15 protein-coding genes are annotated in these 16,997 nt (G+C 75.5%); 9 read left to right on the top strand and 6 right to left on the bottom strand.

Annotated features, from left to right (window positions below; genetic code table 11):
• The first annotated feature begins 244 nt into the window (after positions 1-244).
• Complete coding sequence (locus ACFV0O_RS22110) at positions 245-1,933, top strand: S8 family serine peptidase (RefSeq protein ID WP_380344333.1); 1,689 nt, start codon at positions 245-247, stop codon at positions 1,931-1,933.
• A 79-nt stretch (positions 1,934-2,012) separates the two neighbouring features.
• Here ACFV0O_RS22110 and ACFV0O_RS22105 read toward each other — a convergent pair whose 3' ends face one another.
• Positions 2,013-2,900 (bottom strand): lysozyme, encoded by an 888-nt coding sequence (locus ACFV0O_RS22105; RefSeq protein WP_380344330.1) that lies wholly within the window; start codon positions 2,898-2,900, stop codon positions 2,013-2,015.
• Positions 2,901-3,185: 285 nt separating this feature from the next.
• Here ACFV0O_RS22105 and ACFV0O_RS22100 point away from each other — a divergent pair, with 285 nt between their 5' ends.
• The 7 genes from ACFV0O_RS22100 to ACFV0O_RS22070 all read left to right on the top strand — a co-directional run bounded on the left by ACFV0O_RS22100 (position 3,186) and on the right by ACFV0O_RS22070 (position 11,457).
• Positions 3,186-3,752, top strand: coding sequence for a GNAT family N-acetyltransferase (locus tag ACFV0O_RS22100; protein WP_380344327.1), 567 nt, complete (start codon positions 3,186-3,188; stop codon positions 3,750-3,752).
• A 232-nt stretch (positions 3,753-3,984) separates the two neighbouring features.
• Positions 3,985-5,721: a glycosyltransferase family 2 protein gene (locus tag ACFV0O_RS22095; RefSeq protein ID WP_380344324.1), complete on the top strand. Its 1,737-nt coding sequence runs from the start codon at positions 3,985-3,987 to the stop codon at positions 5,719-5,721.
• Positions 5,722-6,005: 284 nt separating this feature from the next.
• Positions 6,006-8,171, top strand: a complete 2,166-nt coding sequence (locus tag ACFV0O_RS22090; RefSeq protein ID WP_380344321.1) for an acyltransferase family protein — start codon at positions 6,006-6,008, stop codon at positions 8,169-8,171.
• Between the two features lie 775 nt (positions 8,172-8,946).
• Complete coding sequence (locus tag ACFV0O_RS22085) at positions 8,947-9,177, top strand: hypothetical protein (RefSeq protein WP_380344319.1); 231 nt, start codon at positions 8,947-8,949, stop codon at positions 9,175-9,177.
• Positions 9,178-9,237: 60 nt separating this feature from the next.
• Entirely contained in the window at positions 9,238-9,753 is a 516-nt protein-coding gene (locus ACFV0O_RS22080) for a hypothetical protein (protein WP_380344317.1), read from the top strand.
• Positions 9,750-10,430, top strand: a complete 681-nt coding sequence (locus tag ACFV0O_RS22075; RefSeq protein ID WP_380344314.1) for a class I SAM-dependent methyltransferase — start codon at positions 9,750-9,752, stop codon at positions 10,428-10,430. The genes ACFV0O_RS22080 and ACFV0O_RS22075 overlap by 4 nt, the downstream gene beginning before the upstream one ends.
• A gap of 211 nt (positions 10,431-10,641) precedes the next feature.
• Positions 10,642-11,457 carry a hypothetical protein gene (locus ACFV0O_RS22070; protein ID WP_380344312.1) on the top strand — a complete coding sequence of 272 codons (816 nt, stop codon included), beginning with the start codon at positions 10,642-10,644 and terminating at the stop codon, positions 11,455-11,457.
• Positions 11,458-11,508: 51 nt separating this feature from the next.
• Here the strand turns inward: ACFV0O_RS22070 and ACFV0O_RS22065 are convergent, their stop codons facing one another.
• From ACFV0O_RS22065 to ACFV0O_RS22045, 5 genes are all read right to left on the bottom strand, one after another.
• Entirely contained in the window at positions 11,509-11,679 is a 171-nt protein-coding gene (locus ACFV0O_RS22065) for a hypothetical protein (RefSeq protein ID WP_380344309.1), read from the bottom strand.
• Between the two features lie 258 nt (positions 11,680-11,937).
• The gene (locus ACFV0O_RS22060; RefSeq protein ID WP_380344307.1) at positions 11,938-12,993 is read right to left on the bottom strand and encodes an SDR family oxidoreductase; all 1,056 of its coding nucleotides are present in this window, start codon (positions 12,991-12,993) and stop codon (positions 11,938-11,940) included.
• Between the two features lie 196 nt (positions 12,994-13,189).
• Entirely contained in the window at positions 13,190-13,765 is a 576-nt protein-coding gene (locus tag ACFV0O_RS22055; protein WP_380344304.1) for a TetR/AcrR family transcriptional regulator, read from the bottom strand.
• A gap of 68 nt (positions 13,766-13,833) precedes the next feature.
• Entirely contained in the window at positions 13,834-14,457 is a 624-nt protein-coding gene (locus ACFV0O_RS22050; protein WP_380344301.1) for a histidine phosphatase family protein, read from the bottom strand.
• Between the two features lie 175 nt (positions 14,458-14,632).
• Positions 14,633-15,619 carry an aldo/keto reductase gene (locus tag ACFV0O_RS22045; protein WP_380344298.1) on the bottom strand — a complete coding sequence of 329 codons (987 nt, stop codon included), beginning with the start codon at positions 15,617-15,619 and terminating at the stop codon, positions 14,633-14,635.
• A 73-nt stretch (positions 15,620-15,692) separates the two neighbouring features.
• Here ACFV0O_RS22045 and ACFV0O_RS22040 point away from each other — a divergent pair, with 73 nt between their 5' ends.
• Positions 15,693-16,685, top strand: a complete 993-nt coding sequence (locus ACFV0O_RS22040; protein WP_380344295.1) for an ArsR/SmtB family transcription factor — start codon at positions 15,693-15,695, stop codon at positions 16,683-16,685.
• Positions 16,686-16,997: the final 312 nt, after the last annotated feature.

Genomic DNA, 16,997 nt, shown 5'->3' with positions numbered 1-16,997 from the left:
CCCGCCCCCCGCCCCCCCCCCGCCGCCCCCTCGCGAGTTGCGGCCCCCCCCCCCCCCCCCGCGGGCCCCCCCCCCCCGCCCCCCCCCCCCCCGCCCGGGGGGGGCCCCCCCGCGCCTTGACGCGGGGCACGGGCGGAGAGACGCTGTACGTGTACGGCATATGCGTGTGCCGTACGTCGACAGTCGAAAGCACACGACGCGAAGTCGCGCGGCTCCCGGCGCTGACCCGACCGCTGGAGCGATCATGTCGAGCACCCACTACGTGGCGCTGCCGGACAGCTCCCGCGTTCCGCTCGGCGGAGCGCGGGTCATCGGACCGGCCGACCCACGGACCCCCCTCACCGTCACCGTCTACCTACGGCGCGACCCCGACGCGCCCCCGCGCCCGGACGTGTACGAGCTGGCGCTGCAGGCGCCGACCCGCCGTACGGTGCCGACCGACGACGAGTACGCCGCCACCCACCGGTGGAGCGCCACGGACCTCAAGGCGCTGGAGGCCTTCGCCGCCGAGCACCGCCTCACCCTCTCCGACGAGGACCCGCTGGCCCGCAGCGTCAACCTGACCGGCACCACCGGCGACGTCTCCGACGCCTTCCGGGTCACCCTCGCCCGCTACCGCTTCCAGGACGCGCGGGGCAAGCCCCGGGTCTACCGCGGCCGGGAGGGCCGGATCCACGTGCCGGACCGGCTCCAGGACGTCGTCACCGGCGTGTTCGGCCTGGACGACCGGCCGATCGGCTCCCGGCTGCTGATCCGCCGCGCCGCCCGGGCGGTCCCGGTGGCCCACGCCGCCCCGGTGATCCGACCCGGCGCCTTCCTCCCACCGGATCTGCAGGCGCCGTACGCCTACCCCGAGGGCACCGACGGTGCCGGGCAGTGCATCGCCGTGCTCGCCTTCAACGGGGAGACACCACCGGGCGTCCCCTCCGGGGGCTACTCGCGCGACGCCCTGCGGACCTACTTCGTCGACGTCCTGCACCAGCCGATGCCGGACATCATCGACGTGGTGATCCCGAACGTCGGGAGCCCCGGCAACGACCCGGGCCAGGACTCCGAACCCGACACCCCGGACACCACCGGCGAGATCATGCTCGACCTCGCGGTGATCGGCGCCCTCGCGCCCAAGGCGAAGATCGTCGTGTACTTCACCAAGTTCACCGAGCGCGGCTGGGTCAACGTGATCACCCGGATCGTCAACGACACCGACCACCGGCCCACGGTGGTCTCCTGCAGCTACGGCAACCCCGAGCTGGTCGCCGGAAGCCTGTTCACCGCCGGCGCGGTCGACCGGATCGACCGGGCCTTCGCGGCTGCGGCGGAGAAGAACATCACCGTCTGCTGCGCCTCGGGCGACGACGGCTCGCGCGACCAGGGCGACGACGAACGCGCCCACGCCGACTACCCCTCCTCCGACCCGCACGTCCTCGGCGTCGGCGGGACCCGGCTGGTCGTGCGCCAGGGGCAGGTCGTCAGCGAGACCGTCTGGGACGACGGACCGGGCAGCCGGACCGGCGGCGGCGTCAGCGCGATCTTCCCGGTGCCGCCCTACCAGGACACCGTGATGGTGCCGCCCTCCGTCAACCCGCCGCACCAGCGGGGCCGCGGGGACCCGGACGTGGCCGCGCTCGCCGACCCCGAGACCGGCGTGGTGATCCCGAGCGTGGACGGCGTGAACTTCAACCAGACCGGAGGAACCAGTGCGGCCGCCCCGATGTGGTCGTCGCTGATCGCCCGGGTCAACCAGGGCCTGCCCGGTTCCGCCCAGGTCGGCTTCCTCAACCCGCTGCTGTACGCGAAGTTCGCGACGGGCGTGCTGCGGGACGTCACCGAGGGCAGCAACGGCGCCTTCGCCTCCGGGCCCGGCTGGGACCCGTGCACCGGCCTCGGCAGCCCGGGCGGCCAGAACCTGCTGGACGGCCTCAAGGCCCTGTGACCCCTCTTCGGTCCGCACCCGTGGGGGGGGGGGGGGGCCCGGCGCGCCCGCGCCCCCCCCCCCCCCCCACGCCCGTCCGTCAGCCCAGGGCGAGGGCGCGGAGGCGGTCGGCCGCGCCGTTGAAGTAGTTCTGGTCACCGGGGAAGGTGCCGGAGTCCGCGAACTGCCAGAAGGTCTGGTAGCCCCAGCCGTTCGGCAGGGTGCCGACGGTGGAGGCGTAGCGGGCCACCCAGAGCGGGTTGGTGGTGCCGAAGCCGCCGTAGTTGCCGGTGCACTGGGCCCACCAGTTGGTGGTGGTGTAGATGGTGGGGTAGCGGCCGGTACGGGAGTGCACGGTGGTGCTGAAGTCCCGGATCCAGCTGACCATCGCGCTCTGGCCGAGGCCGTAGCAGGTGGCGCCGTAGGGGTTGTACTCGATGTCCAGGGCGGGCGGCAGGGTCTTGCCGTCGGCGGACCAGCCGCCGCCGTGGCTGACGAAGTAGGCGGCCTGGGTGGCGCCGGAGGAGGAGTTCGGCAGGGCGAAGTGGTAGGCGCCGCGGATCAGGCCGGCGTTGTAGGAGCCGTTGTACTGCTGGGCGAAGTACGGGTTGGTGTAGCCGGTGCCCTCGGTGGCCTTGACGTAGGCGAACCTGGCGCCGTCGGCCGCGACCGAGGACCAGGTGACGTTGCCCTGGTAACTGGCGACGTCCAGCCCGGGGGTCTGGGTGGCGGCGAGGGAGAGGACGGGCGCGCCGGCGCCGCGGCCCTCGTGGGCGGCGACGGTGGAGCCGGCGAAGTCGCGGTCCGGGTGGAAGGCGGCGGTGCCCTCGACGGCGGGGGCGACCGGGGCGGGCCCGGCCGCGTGGGCCGGGGCGGCAGCGGCGGCGACCAGGGCGGTCGCGGCGGCGAGGGCGGCCGCGGCGGGCAGCCGGCGGCGGGCGGGGCGATGTGTGCCGGTGGTGCGGGCGGAGCGGGAAGAGCGAAGCACGAACACTCCTCTGGTCCGGTTGGTCCGGTCTGGGATGGGCCCAAGTGGCCCGAAAAGGCCGGGGGTTGGCGCGGCCGTACCGCAGAGTAGCCATGTCCCCACCGGCGCCGCCAGGCATCTTCGGCCCCACTGCGAACCCGTGTCACAGCTGCCGGAACGCCGCCACCGGCACCGCGCGTTGCCGGTCTTGCCGATCCCGGACCCGGGGGCCTTCCGCGCGCTGTGGCACGATGCCCGCGTGCCGGCCGTCACGGGCGGCACCCAGCACGGAGGAGAGGACCAGCCATGACCGAGACCGCCCACGACACCGACCGGCCCGTCGGGGAGCCCGTCTTCCGGCCCGCCACGCCCGCCGACGTCCCGGCCCTGGTCGAGCTGGTCGAGTCCGCCTACCGGGGTGACTCCAGCCGCGCCGGGTGGACCACCGAGGCCGACCTGCTGGCCGGGCGGCGGACCAACCCCGAGGCCGTCGCGGAGGCCGTCGGTCACGCCGAGGGGCTGGTGCTGCTGGCCGAGCAGGGCGGCGCGCTGGTCGCCTGCTGCCAGTTGGAGCGGCGCGGCGACCGGGCCTACTTCGGGATGTTCTCGGTGCGCCCCGGCCTGCAGGGCGGCGGGGTCGGCCGGGCCGTCCTCGCCGAGGCCGAGCGGCTGGCCGGCGAGGAGTGGGGCGTCGGCGCGATGGAGATGACGGTGATCGAGCAGCGCGACGAGCTGATCGCCTGGTACGAGCGCCGCGGGTTCCGGCGGACCGGGGAGTTCAGCCCGTTCCCGTACGGCGACGAGCGGTTCGGCATCCCGCTGCGGCCGGATCTGCGGTTCGAGCACCTGGTCAAGGAGCTGAAGGCCTCCTGAGGAGTTCGGCAAGACGTCCCGGGGCGAGCCCCGAGTCCGGTCCGGTCAACGGTCCGCACTCGGGGCTCGGTTCAGTTCCGCTGGAGTTGAAGCGGCAGGTGATGCGGCGTCAAGTCGCTGAACTGGGGCGATGCGGAGATGTCATACCTCGTTCATGATTGGTCTAGGCCAATGTGAGAGGCTGAGGACGAACGGCCACGTTCCGTCCGATGCCCAGGGGGGCCACTTCCGCATGCCCGTACTCCATGGCACCGCCATGCCCGCACCCGACGCCGGTCCGCGCCGGACACCCGCGGACCCCGACCTGCGCCTGCCCGCCCCGCCCGACGACGAGGAGCTCTACTGGTACTTCGGCCCGCAGCGCCGCTGGGTCCTGCTCTGCGCCACCCTCTCCTACGCGGGAGCCACCGCCACGCTCGGCCTGTTCGCCCTCAGCAAGCCGCTGCTCTGGCCGTTCCTGGTGCTCACCGTGCTCAACGCGGCCACCTGGCTGCTCTCGCTCACCGACGGCCAGCGCGCCCGCCGCTTCACCCGCGACTCGCACGACCTGCTGATGCGCGCCTGGCAGCCCGCCCGCCACCCCGGCGTCGACCTGCTGCTGCCCACCGCCGGCGAACCGCTGGCCGTCCTCGACAACGCCTACCGCCACACCGCCGCCGTCCGGTGGCCCGGCGAGCTCACCGTCCTGGTCCTCGACGACGCCGACCGCCCCGAGGTGCGCGAACTCGCCGAGTCCTACGGCTTCGAGTACCGCGCCCGCCCCGACCGGGGCCGCTTCAAGAAGGCCGGCAACCTCAACCACGGCCTGGCCGAGGGCACCGGCGAGGTCATCGCCGTCCTGGACGCCGACTTCTGCCCCCGCCCCGACTTCCTGCACCACCTGGTGCCCTACCTCGACAACCCCGAGGTCGGCATCGTGCAGAGCCCGCAGTGCTTCGACACGGACGCGAACATGTCCTGGCTCGAACGCGCCGCGGGAGCCACCCAGGAGATCTTCTACCGCTGGATCCAGCCCTCCCGGGACGCACAGGACGGCACCGTCTGCTGCGGCACCAACGCCCTCTACCGCCGCGCCGCACTGCAGCGGATCGGCGGCTTCGCCGAGATCGACCACAGCGAGGACCTCTACACCGGCCTCGCCCTCGCCCGCGCCGGCTGGGCCACCCGCTACGTGCCCGCACTGGTCGCCAAGGGCATGTCGCCCACCGGCCTGCCCGCCTTCATCAGCCAGCAGTACCGCTGGTGCCTCGGCTCCCTGGCCCTCGTCCGCGACCCGGACTTCCGCAAGGGACCGCTGCCGCGCTCCGCCCGGCTCTGCTTCTGGAACGGCATCCTCGGCTACCTCACCAGCGCGGTGAACGTCTTCGCCGTGCCGCTGCCCGCCCTGATCATGCTGTACTTCCGGCCCGAGGAGATCGAACCCTGGCAGGTGCTCCCCTTCCTCCCGCCGATCTGGGTCGCCCTCGTCCTGCTGCCCGCGATGTCCCGCACCCGCTGGCGCTTCGAGGTCACCCGCGTCCAACTCCTCGGCGGGCTCTGCCACGTGGTCGCCATCGCGCACGCGCTGCGCCGCCGCTCCGCCGACTGGGTGCCCACCGGCGCCGTGTCGGGCGGCAGTTCACTCGCCCGTGCGGTCGCCCGGATCGGGGTCGGCTGGCTGGGGATCGTCGTCCTGGCCGGCGCCGCCGGACTGGTCCGCGCCGCCCTGCTGCACGGCTGGCGGCCGTACTGGGCGCTCGCCCTGCTGCTCGGGCTCACCGCGTACACCGCGATCCCGCTGATCCGCTCCCTGTGGCCGCTCCTGAACGGCTCCAACGGTGGCAAAGGCGCCACCGTCGGCGAGGTCGCCGCACCCGCCCGGAGCCGCTCCGACCTCGGGTTCGGCCACGCCGAGGCCGTCGCCGTCACCGCCGTGCTGCTGCTCTGCGGGCTGCTGGCGTCGGGCTGGGCCGATCCGATGTTCTTCTGACCCCTCCTCTCCGAGTCGCCGTCGACTCCGCCACACCGACGGATCACTGACTTTCCTTGCGCGTCGCCCCACCGGCGCGGACACCGCCCGGCCGCCCCATCGGCCCGGCGGGCCAGACCACCGCTGCCAGCCCTGCAAGGAGCGCCGCCGTGTCAACGGCCGTCCCGCCTTCGTCCGCACCTTCCGCATCTTCCGGATCTTCCGGACCCGGACCCGCGCCAGCTCCCGGGCCCGCACCCGCACCGGCTCCCGGACCCGTCGACCTGCTTCCCGAGGTCGTCCGGGTGGACCGGGAACTCGCCGCCCCCGAGGGCGCCACCGTCGCCGAGACCGGGCCACCCCGCCGGCGCGCCGCCTTCCGCCCCGACATCGAAGGGCTGCGCGGCATCGCCGTGCTGTCCGTCCTCGCCTTCCACTCCGCCGTACCCGGCCTGACCGGCGGCTACGTCGGCGTCGACGTCTTCTTCGTCATCTCCGGCTTCCTCATCACCGGCCTGCTGACCAACCGCCCGCTCGGCCTGTGGGACTTCGCCGCCCGCCGGGCCCGGCGCATCCTGCCCGCCGCCGCCACCGTCCTGGTCGCCACCGCCGTCGCCGGCGGCGCCCTGCTCGACCCGCTGCGCGGCACCGACCTCGCCCGCGACCTGATCGCCGCCGCCGGCCAGTTCGCCAACTGGCGCTTCGTCGGCCGACAGACCGACTACCTGGCCGCCGAACAGGCCCCCAGCCCGCTGCAGCACTTCTGGTCACTCGGCGTGGAGAACCAGTTCTACCTGCTGTGGGGCGTCCTGCTGCTCGGCCTCGCCCGCTACCTGCACGGGCGCCGCCGCACCCTCGCGATCACCCTCACCACCCTGGGCATCGGCGGCGTCTCGCTGGTGCTGTGCCTGCGCTGGACGCAGACCTCCGCGCCGCTCGCCTACTTCTCCACCGGCAGCCGGCTCTGGGAGTTCGCCGCCGGCGCCTGCGCGGCCCTGCTCGGCGGCGCGCTCGCCACCCGCACCGGGCGGGCCCCCGTACGGTGGTCGCTGCGGCTGACCGGCTGGCTCGGCCTGGCCGCCGTCGCGGCGCCGGTCCTGCTGTACGACCGCGACACGCCGTTCCCCGGCACCGCCGCGCTGCTGCCCGTCCTCGGCACCGCCGCCGTGCTGCTCGCCGGACACGGTCCGCTCCGCGCCGGCGACGCCGGACGGCTCCTCGCCACCCGCCCGCTGCGCGCCGCCGGACGCCTGTCGTACGCGTGGTACCTCTGGCACTGGCCGGTGCTGACCATCGCCCAGGCCCGGTACGGCGCGCTGCCCTGGACCACCCTGCTCGCGCTCACCGCGGCCGCCGCGCTGCCCGCCTGGCTCACCCTGCGCCTGGTGGAACAGCCGCTGCGGTACGGCAGCAGCCCGGCGCCCCGGCGCGGGCTCGCGGTCGGCGCCAGCGCCCTGGTGATCCCGCTGATCGCCGCGCTCACCCTCGGCGGCGGCACCGTCCGCGCCCTCGGCGGGGCCGCCGACGCCCCCGTCGCGGCCCCCGCCGGAGCCGCCGACGGGCCCGGACTGCTCGCCCCCGGCACCCGGGTGCTCGCCCTGACCCCCTCGCTCGCCCGCGCCCGGCAGGACTTCCCGCCCGGGAAGGGCTGTGAGATCCCGCTCAACGCCGACAGCAGTCCGCGCTGCCTCTTCGGCGCCGAGGACAGCCCCGACCGGATCGTGCTGCTCGGTGACTCGCACGCCGGGCAGTGGATCTCCGCCGCACTCGCCCTGGCCCAGCAGCGGCACTGGGCCCTGGAGGTGCTGGTCAAGCCCGGCTGCCCGCTGGCCACGCTCACCGTGCGCAACAACGTCCTCGGCCGCACCTTCGACGAGTGCGACCGCTGGCGCGAGAACACCCTGACCCGGCTCACCTCCGGACCCACGCCGCGCCTCGTCCTGATGGCCGGCCTCAACCGCTACGGCAGCCAGGAGGAACGCACCGAGGGGTGGACCCGCACCCTCGACCGCCTGACCGCGCTCGGCGCCCCGCTCTCCTACCTCGGCGACACCCCGATGCCGGGCAAGGACATCCCGACCTGCCTGGCCGCCTCCGACGGGCGCTCCGACGCCTGCTTCTTCCCGCGCGAGACCGCCTTCGAGCCCGACCCGCTGCTCGACGGCGGCCTCGCCGCCCGGTACGGCGTCCGGACCCTGGACCTCGGTCCGCTGCTCTGCCCCGGCGCCGGGCCCTCCTGCCCGGCGGTGCTGGAGGGCGTGGTGCTGTACCGGGACACCGGGCACATCACCGACACGCTGGCGCGGGTGCTGGCGCCCCGGCTGGACAAGGGGCTGCTGGGGGTGGCCGGGGAACCGGCGGTCACCGGCGGGTCGGCGGTTCCGACCGCTCCGGGCAGGTCGGCTGCTCCGGGCGGGTCGGCGGTTCCCGGTGCGTCAGGGGGTGCGGGCGCTCCGGCGGCTCACCCGTAGAGGCCGCGGCACAGGCGGGCCTGCTCCGAGCCGGCCGGCCAGCGGCCGATGCGTTCGGCCTGGTCACAGATGGTGCCCGGGCCGGCGCTCGGCAACGACCCACCAGAACCCGGCCCGGCCTGGGCGGGCGCGCCCGACGTGCCGCGGGCCGGGCCGGTGGTGTGCGGGCTGTGGCCGGGTTTCGGACGCGGGCTCGCCGACGCGCGCCGGGTCTCGGCGCCCGCCGGGTCGGCCGATTCGGCGGCTGCCGACGCCGACGCGCCTGTCGTGTCCGTGCCTGTCGCGCCCGCCGTGCCTGTCGTGCCCATCGTGCCGCCCGCCGGGACCGGGGCGGGCAGCGGCGAGGGCGCCGGCGTGGCCGGCAACGGGGGCACCGGCCGTAGGTGCGGGCCCGGGTCCGAAGCCGAGGGCGAGGCCTCCGGCAACGACACCACCCGTACCTCGTCGTCCGACCCGGGCCCGCACATCACCAGCACCGAGGCCAGCACCGCACCCGTGCCGACCACCGCGGCCGCCCACACCCTGCGTGAGCGGCGTCTCGGTGCGGCCGGGACGGGCACCGGAGGCGGGGGAGTCGTCGGGACGGGAGGGGGCTGCCACGCGTTCTGCGGCCACTGCCACTGCTCTCCGGTGGGGTGCCCAGTCATCTGCTCGTCCTTCCAGCGGCCCCCCGAGTCTGCCTTTCCGTGCTCAACGAGCGCGCCGACGCCGGGACATGACCCGGAAGAGGGGTCTGAACGGGCGTTGGTTGCCACCGCGCCACATGCTTGGGGTCATGGAGACCAACAGCACGACCGCACCCCTGGTCGACGTGGCCGAGTTCCGGACGGACAGCCGCTACCGCCTCGTCCACTTCGAGGGCCACGGCTGGGAGCCGCTCGCGCCCGAGGAGTTCGAGCCGCGCATCCACCAGCTCTTCCCCGACCTCGACCCGCGCGACCCGCAGCGCGTCCACTGGGCCGACCGCCCCTGGGAATGGCCCGCCTGGCACCCCGGCGAGGCCTGAGTCCGTCCCCGCGCGATGGCGGTGCGCTCACCGCGGCCAGGACTTCGTTAGGCTGAGCGGGTGAGTGTGGATCACTTCTGGTGCCGCCTGCCCGGCCCGGTCGTGGACACCTGTTCGCCGGAGGAACTCGGCGAACTCGTGCCCCGGGACCGCGACGTCCGGTACGACCGGCTGGCCGCCGCCGGGCTCGCCCTCGGAGTCCGGCGCACCGCCGCGCTGATGGAACTCGCGCTCACCGAGAACGGCCTGCACCCCGACCCCGCCGCCCGGCTCCCCGTCTACGGCGGCGGGCGGCGCGAACCCGGCACCGAGACGCTGGTGATGCGCCCCGACCAGGTCGCCGCCGCCTCCACCTTTCTGCGCGACTCGGCCCTCGGCGAACTCGTCCGCCAGCAGCACAGCGTCCTCGCCCGTACCGTCGCCCGCCTCGGCCACCCGACGCCCTGGTCCGAGTCCGTGGCCGCCCGGGTCGTCGACGATCTGCGCGACCTGCGGGACTTCTTCGCGGGCGCGGCCGCCGCCGGAGACGCGGTCGTCGTCCGGGGAAGCGACCCGAGCGCCAAGGAGACGACGTGAACGACGCCAACGACGTGGACGGCGCGAACGACGCGATCGACGTGAACGATGCGATCGACGTGAACGCCGTGAACGATGCCCCGGCGGGCACGGCGGGATACGGCGAGGCCGCCGAACAACTCGCCGTCCAGTACGAGAGCGTGAGCTTCGCCGAGGTCCACCGCGAACTGCGCCACCTCTACCCGACGCCACCCGCCGCCGTCCTCGACGTCGGCGCCGGCACCGGCCGCGACGCCGCCGCCCTCGCCGCCCTCGGCCACCGGGTCGTGGCCGCCGAGCCGACCCCCGAACTCCGCGCCATCGGCGAACGGTTGCACGCGGCGGCCGGCATCCGGTGGGTCGCCGACGCCCTGCCCGGGCTGCCCCGGCTCACCGCCGCTCGGGAACGCTACGACCTCGTGCTGCTCACCGCCGTCTGGATGCACCTCGCCCCCTCCGAGCGTCCACCCGCCATGGACGCCCTCGCCGCCCTCCTCGCCCCCGGCGGCCGCCTCGCCCTCACCCTGCGCCACGGCCCCGTCCCGCCCGGGCGCCGCATGTTCGACCTCCCGCCCGAGCACACCGTCGACCTCGCCGCCGCCCGCGGCCTGCACCTCCTCCACCGCTCCACCCGCCCCGACCTGCACGGGCGCGACGGGGTGCACTGGACGTCGCTGGTCCTCGAACGTCCTCGCTGATCCGGCGTCCCCGCTGATCCCGCGTCCTCGCTGATCCGGTGGCTCGCGGCGCTCGTCTCCGAGGATCCGCCAGGTTCGGTGGCGCAGGTCAACACAGCGCATTCGCAGAGGAGTTCCTCGTGCCGGATTCGCACGGGGACGTCCGGAACTCGATGTCGGGCGTGACGGCCCGGATCGCCCTCCAGGGCAGATCGCGAACGTCACGGTCACCGTGCCCCCGGCCCCGGAGCAGTCCCCGGCCCCGGGGCAGGCCGAGGAGGTCCAGGTCGCGCTGCCGGACCTGCGGCACTGCGTGGCCGCGCTCGGCGTCCCGCCCGAGCAGGCCGACACCGCGGTCGACCGGCTCCACCGGACGGGTACCGAGGACGGGCCCTTGCGGCCGAGTCCGGTCACTGCGCCGCCCGACCGGCTCGCCGAGCTGGAGGCGTTCGCCGTGCACCTCCGCTGCTTCGCGCGCCCGGAACAGACCCTGCTCAGGCGGAAGCTCTATCCGAGCAGGGGCAAGCTCGACGAGACGTACGGACCGCTCGGTCACCGGCTGGGCGTCACCGATCACCCGGCCGAACGGTTCCGCCTTCTGCACCGGCACCTGGCCGCGCAGCGCCGCCTGGCATTCGGCCCGGCCCTCCTGCTGTCGGGCGAGGCACTGCCCGGGGACGACACGTCCTGGCTCTACTTCCACGGCACGTTCTCACTGACGGATGCCACCCGGTCGAGCATGGCGCGGGCCGTGGGCGCCCGCAGGTGGGGAAAGGGCACCACCGCCGGTGAGGTGGCTGCCGAGATCTTCCTGTCGCCCGATCCGAGGACCGTTCCGCTGCTGGAATTCGAGGGCTCGATCGGCCCGCACCGGGTCTCCATGGTGCTGTCCCGGGGCTACCTGCCGTACGACTCCCTCACGTACGGGCACCTCACGCGGGTGGTGGACGGCCGTGAGCCGGTGCTGCGCGGATTCGGCACCGTCGACCCGGCCGACGACGAGATCCGCCCGATCGTGCTCCGGGCGTACGGTCCCCGCTACGACTGAGGCGCGCCGGGTCAGGCCCGTCCCCGGGCACCCCTCGCCGGTGGCCCGCCGTCAGCGGCGGCCGGGGCGGACGGTCCCGATCGAGGGCTGCGGGTGGGCGCCGACCTCCTCGGTGAGGTCCGCGAGCACCTCGGGCGGTTCGGTGCCGTCCCGCACCGCCGGCACGCAGTCCCCGGCCCGGGTGAGACTCAGCCGCGGCGCCCGGCCGCGCGGGTGGGCCATCGCGGCGACCGTCCCGCCGGACCGCGCGAGCGTGCGGACAGCGGCGGCCGGCGGGTCGGGCGGGCGGATGCCCCGGACCCGGCGGAGGTGGCGCGCCGCCCGGCCCCGGTGAACAGCAGGCAGTCGGGGACGTGGTGGACGCTGCCGTCCGTCCGGTCCACCAGGCAGGGGTGGTTGCCCGCCGGCGCGTGGTGGAAGTCGCCGGTGCGGGCGAACCCGGCGGTGTTCCGGTGGGCGGGCCGACGTCCCGGGTGGTGCTCAGGCAGCGCCGAAGCCCTCCTCGACGAGTCGGGTGGCCCACCTGGTCAGGGCGGGGGTGAGGGGCGGGTGGTCGATGCCCGCCGCGGTGGCCAGGCGGTCGGCGGAGGTGGTGTCGTACCGGTCCTCGGAGAGGAAGGTGAGGGTCTCCGGGTCGGCGCCGGTCAGGGCGCGGGGGAGGCGGCGGACGAGGGGGACGGGGATCAGGCCGCGGGGCGGGCGGACGCCGAGGTGGGCGGCGAGGAGGGCGATCAGGTCGGGGAGGAGGGGGGTCGCGGGGTCGAGGACGGTGTGGGCCAGGACGGGGTCGTGGTCGTGGTCGGGCACGACGGCCAGGAAGCGGGCCAGGTGGTCGACGGTGACGACGGGCAGGAAGGTGCGCCGGGTGCCCGGCAGCAGGGGGAGCCGGCCGCGGTGGAGTTGGCGGACCAACTGGGCCGGGCCGAGGTACTGGCCGGCCTCGCCGGTGCGCGAGTGGCCGATGACGCTGCTCGGGTTGACGGTGGTGAGCGGCACACCGAGGCGGGGCGCGGTGACGCGGACGGCGGCGTCGCCGAGCTGCTTGGAGGCCTCGTACGCGCCGAGCCGGGAGTGGAGCGCGGCGGTGGTGCGCTCGTCGAGGGGGTACCGGGGGGCCGGGTCACGGCCGACGCGGTAGCCGGAGAGGTGGACCAGACGGCGCAGCCGGGGCCGGGTCGCGGACCACCGCAGTGCGTGCAGCGCGCCGTGGACGTTGGGGGGTTCGGCCTGGGCGCGGGTGAGGCCGAAGGCGTAGCGGGCAGCGAGGTTGTGGACGTCGCGGACCTCGGTGAGCCGCGCGTCGTCCTCGGGGGCGAGGCCGAGGCCGGGGCGGGTGAGGTCGGCGGTGACGGTGGTCAGGGCGGTGGTGTCGGCGTCGTGCTCGCGGAGCCAGTGGCGGAGGGCGGCGGCGCCGCCGGTGTCGCGGACGCCGGCGGCCACGGGCTCGCCGCGGGTGAGGAGTTCGAGGACGAGCCAGCGGCCGAGGAAGCCGGTGGCGCCGAGGACGAGCGTGCGGGGCGGCGGGACGGGTGTCATCGTGCGCTCCAGGTGTCGGTAATCAGTAGACCGGTCTGCATATTTTTTGGGCAGGGGAAGGTGTGCCACCGATCAGCCGTGGTGCGCCGGTCGACGACGGTGTGCCGGTCGACGACGGAGCACCGGTCGGCGGCGGCGTGCCGATCGAGAGCGGGGTACGGATCGAGGGCGGCGTGCCCGCCGAGGGTGGCGCCGCCTACGCGCGGCCGAGCAGGTGCCGGACGGCGTGCCGGGCGTGGTCCAGCGGTTCGCGGCTGCGCCGGACGGAGGCGAGCAGGACCGCGCCCTCCAGCAGGGCGAGGGTCTGGCCGGCGGCGGTCTCGGCCGCGTCCGGGCCGAAGCCCTCGGCCGTGAGCCGGCCGGCCAGCACCTGCTGCCAGCTCGCGTACACCTCGGCGCAGACGGTCCGCAGCGGCTCGTTGGTGCCCGCCGTCTCCAGGGCGACGGTCGCGATCGGGCAGCCGCTGGTGTAGTCGGACTGCGTCAGGCGCTCGGCGAAGGCCTCGACGAGCCGCTCGGCGAGGGTGGCGGTGTCCGCGCCCCCGGAGGCGAGTTCGGCGAGCAGCGCCTCGACCTCCTGGCCGGCCTCGGTGAGCGCGGCCGCCACCAACTGGTCCTTGCCGCCGGGGAAGTGGAAGTAGAGCGAGCCGCGCGGCGCGCCGGTGGCGGCCACGATCTGGTTGAGGCCGGTCCCGAAGTAGCCCTTGGCCTCGATCAGTTCCCTGGTGCCGGCGATCAGCCGGGCCCGGGTCTCCTCGCCCTTGACTCCCATGGGGCCGATAGTAGACCGGTCTGCATATTTCTGTCGACGGTGGATCAGCAACCGGCCGGAGGGCCCGATCAGCAGCGGAACTCCGGTGGGAAGCCCGTCCAGCGCAGCTCCTCCGGAAGGTGGCCCTGGTCGTTCAGCAGCAGGACGGCCGGCGGTCGGCCGGGCGCGTACCGCAGAACGGTCAGGCCGGCGTTGGCGACGTGGAGGCCGAGCCAGCGCCAGGCCGGGGCGTCCAGGGTGTGCCGGACCAGCCAGGCCACCAGGAAGGCGTGGGTGACCACCAGCTCGTGCCGCTCCTCGCGGCCCGCCACCGGGCCGGTGAACCGCTCGACCGCTCGCGGCGCCAGCACCGCACCGCTCTCGCACTCCTCCGGCGTGGCGTGCGAGAGGAACGTCAGCAGGAAGTCCGCGCTGTCCGGGGGGAGTTCGGCCCGCTCGGGCAGGTACGGGACCCAGTCCCCGGCCTCGTCGCACACCGTCGGCTCCACACCGCCCAGTTGCTCCGCGGCCAGGTGCGCGGTCTGCGCGGCCCGGGGCAGCGGGCCGTGGTGCACCGCGGTGATCGGCCGGCCCGCCAGCCGCCGGCCGAGCAGGACGGCCTGCCGGCGTCCGGTGTCGCTGAGCCCGCTGCCGTCGGGCGCGGCCTCGCCGTGGCGGGCCAGATAGAGGTAACGGGTGGCGAGTTCGGTCATGCTCCGGGTCTCCTCGATGATGATCGCTGTCAGGTCATCCCGGAGTGACGCCGGCCGGGCCCGCCCGGTTCCGGCCCCGCCCGGTGCGGGGCGCCTGGTTCCGGCCCCGCCCGGTGAGGGACGCCTGGTGAGGGCCGGTGAGGGGCGACCGGGGCGGGCCGCGGCCGCCCGCGACTCAGCTGGTCCGGGCCGCGGCCGTGTGGGCCTGGTCGAGCAGGGCCAGCTCCTCGGCCGACAGCCGCAGGGCGCCTGCGGCGATGTTGTCCTCCAGGTGCGCCACGTCGCCGGTGCCCGGGATGGCCAGGACGTGCGGGCCGCGGTGCAGCGTCCAGGCCAGCCGCACCTGCGCGGTGCTCACCCCGCGGGCCTCGGCGACCGCCCGCACCTGGTCGGGCTCGGCCACGCCGGCGCCGTCCTCCCGCCCCGCGCCCGCGATCGCGTAGAAGGGGACGAAGGCGATGCCCAGCTCGCCGCAGAGGCGCAGCACCTCGTCCTGCGCGGCCGAGGCGCCGATGCCGTACGGGTTCTGGACGCAGACCACGGGCGCGATGGACCGCGCCTCGGCCAGCTGGTGCGGGTGGACGTTGGAGAGTCCGAGCCGGCGGATCAGCCCGGCCTGGCGCAACTCGGCCAGCGCGCCGAAGCGTTCGGCGACGGAGTCGGTGCCGAGGATCCGCAGGTTGACCAGGTCGAGGTGGTCGCGGCCGAGCTGGCGCAGGTTCTGCTCGACCTGGGCGCGCAACTGCTCGGGGGTGCGGGCGTGCTCCACCCAGTGGCCGTCGATGCCGCGGCCCGGGCCGACCTTGGTGGCGATCACCAGGTCGTCGGTGTAGGGCGCGAGCGCCTGGTTGACCAACTCGTTGGCGGAGCGCAGCGGGGAGAAGTAGAAGGCGGCGGTGTCGATGTGGTTGACGCCGAGTTCGACCGCGCGGCGCAGCACCCGTAGGGCCTGCTCGCGGTCACGCGGCACGGCGTGCGGGACCAGCGCCGGGCCGGTCTGCGGCAGGCGCATCGTGCCGAAGCCGATGCGGTGGACGGCGCGGTCGCCGAGGGTCCAGGTACCGGAGGCGGCGGCGGTGAGGGGCGTGGTGGGGGAGGTGGTCACGGGGGTCGAGGCGGCGGCGGTGAGGGGCGTGGTGGGGGCAGTGGTCTCCGAAGTCATGCCGATCATGATCGTTGCTGCACTAGCCTGACCGCCAACGATTCGGACATGTGTGAATCCATGGGGGTGGGCCTTGGCGGCCGAGCTGTCGTTCACGGCGGGCGACCTGGCGCGGATGCGCTTCGCGGTCTCCCCGATGTGGGAGGTCGGCCCGAGCCTGCGGCTGCTGCGCTCGGGCCTCGCCCACCCCGTCCACCGGCCCTGGGCGGAGCAGGTGCGCCCCCGGCTGGCGGCGCTCGGCCCGGCGTACGCGCTGCTGGCCGAGCTCGTCCCGCCCGCCGGGTACGTGCCGGACTTCATCAACCCGGCCCCGGCCGGGCCCGCCCCCGCACTGGCGGAGGAACTGGCGGCGATCCGGGCCACCCCGGCCGAGCGGGTCCGCCGCGACCTCGACCGGCTGCGGGACGGCGGGGGCCGGCTGGGCCCCCGGCTGCGCGCCCTGTACGGCGACCCGGCGGGCGGCCTGGGCCGGCTCACCGAGGCCGTCGAGGCGTACTGGGAGCTCGCGCTCGCCCCGTACTGGGCGCGGATCCGGGCCGTCCTGGACGCGGACGTGCTGCACCGCGCCCGGCAGGCCGCCGAGCACGGCTCGGCACGGGTGCTGAACGACCTGCACGCCGAACTCCGCTGGACGGAGGACACCCTGCGGCTGCGCCACCGCACCCGCCCGTTGCCGGGCCGCACGGCCGGGGCGGGTCTGCTGCTGATCCCGTCCGCCTTCACCGGACCGGCGCTCTACACCCGCCTCGCCCCGCCGGACCCGCTCCAGCTCGCCTACCCGGCGCGCGGGATCGGCAGCCTGTGGGCGACCGCGCCGGCGGCCGGCACCGAGGCCTTGGCCGCCGTCCTCGGCCGCTCCCGCACCCGGCTGCTGACCGAGCTGGCGGCCCCGGCGTCGACGACCGACCTCGCGCGGCGGACCGGGTTGTCGCCCGCGGCGGTGTCCCAGTACCTGACGGCCCTGCGGGACGCCCGTCTGGTCACCGCCCACCGCGCCGGACGGTCGGTGCTGTACGCGCGGACGGCGTCGGCGGAGGTCCTGCTGGCGCCCTTGGGGGCGGGGTGACGGCGCGCTCCCCGGAGACCGCGGGGTCACCCGGGTGTCCGGTGTCGGGGCGGCGGATCCGCCCCGACCGCCGTAGCGTGCGGGGCATGACACCGATGCGGCACCCGCCGTACGTCCTGCCCCCTCGCCGTCGCCGGACCGGCCTCCTCGCCGGGCTGCTCGGCGCCGCCCTCGGCGCGGTCACGCTCACCGGGGCGCCCGGCGGGCCGGGGGGGGGGGGGCGGGGGTCCGCCGGGGGCCCGGGGGGGGCCCGGCGGGCGGGGGGCGCCCCCCCCCGCCGCCCGCGCGCCGGCGCCCCGCGCGCCGCCCGCC

This window comes from Kitasatospora sp. NPDC059577 (genome assembly GCF_042735475.1).
In the GTDB taxonomy this organism is placed as follows: domain Bacteria; phylum Actinomycetota; class Actinomycetes; order Streptomycetales; family Streptomycetaceae; genus Kitasatospora.
This window is presented reverse-complemented; position numbering and strand designations above follow the sequence as displayed.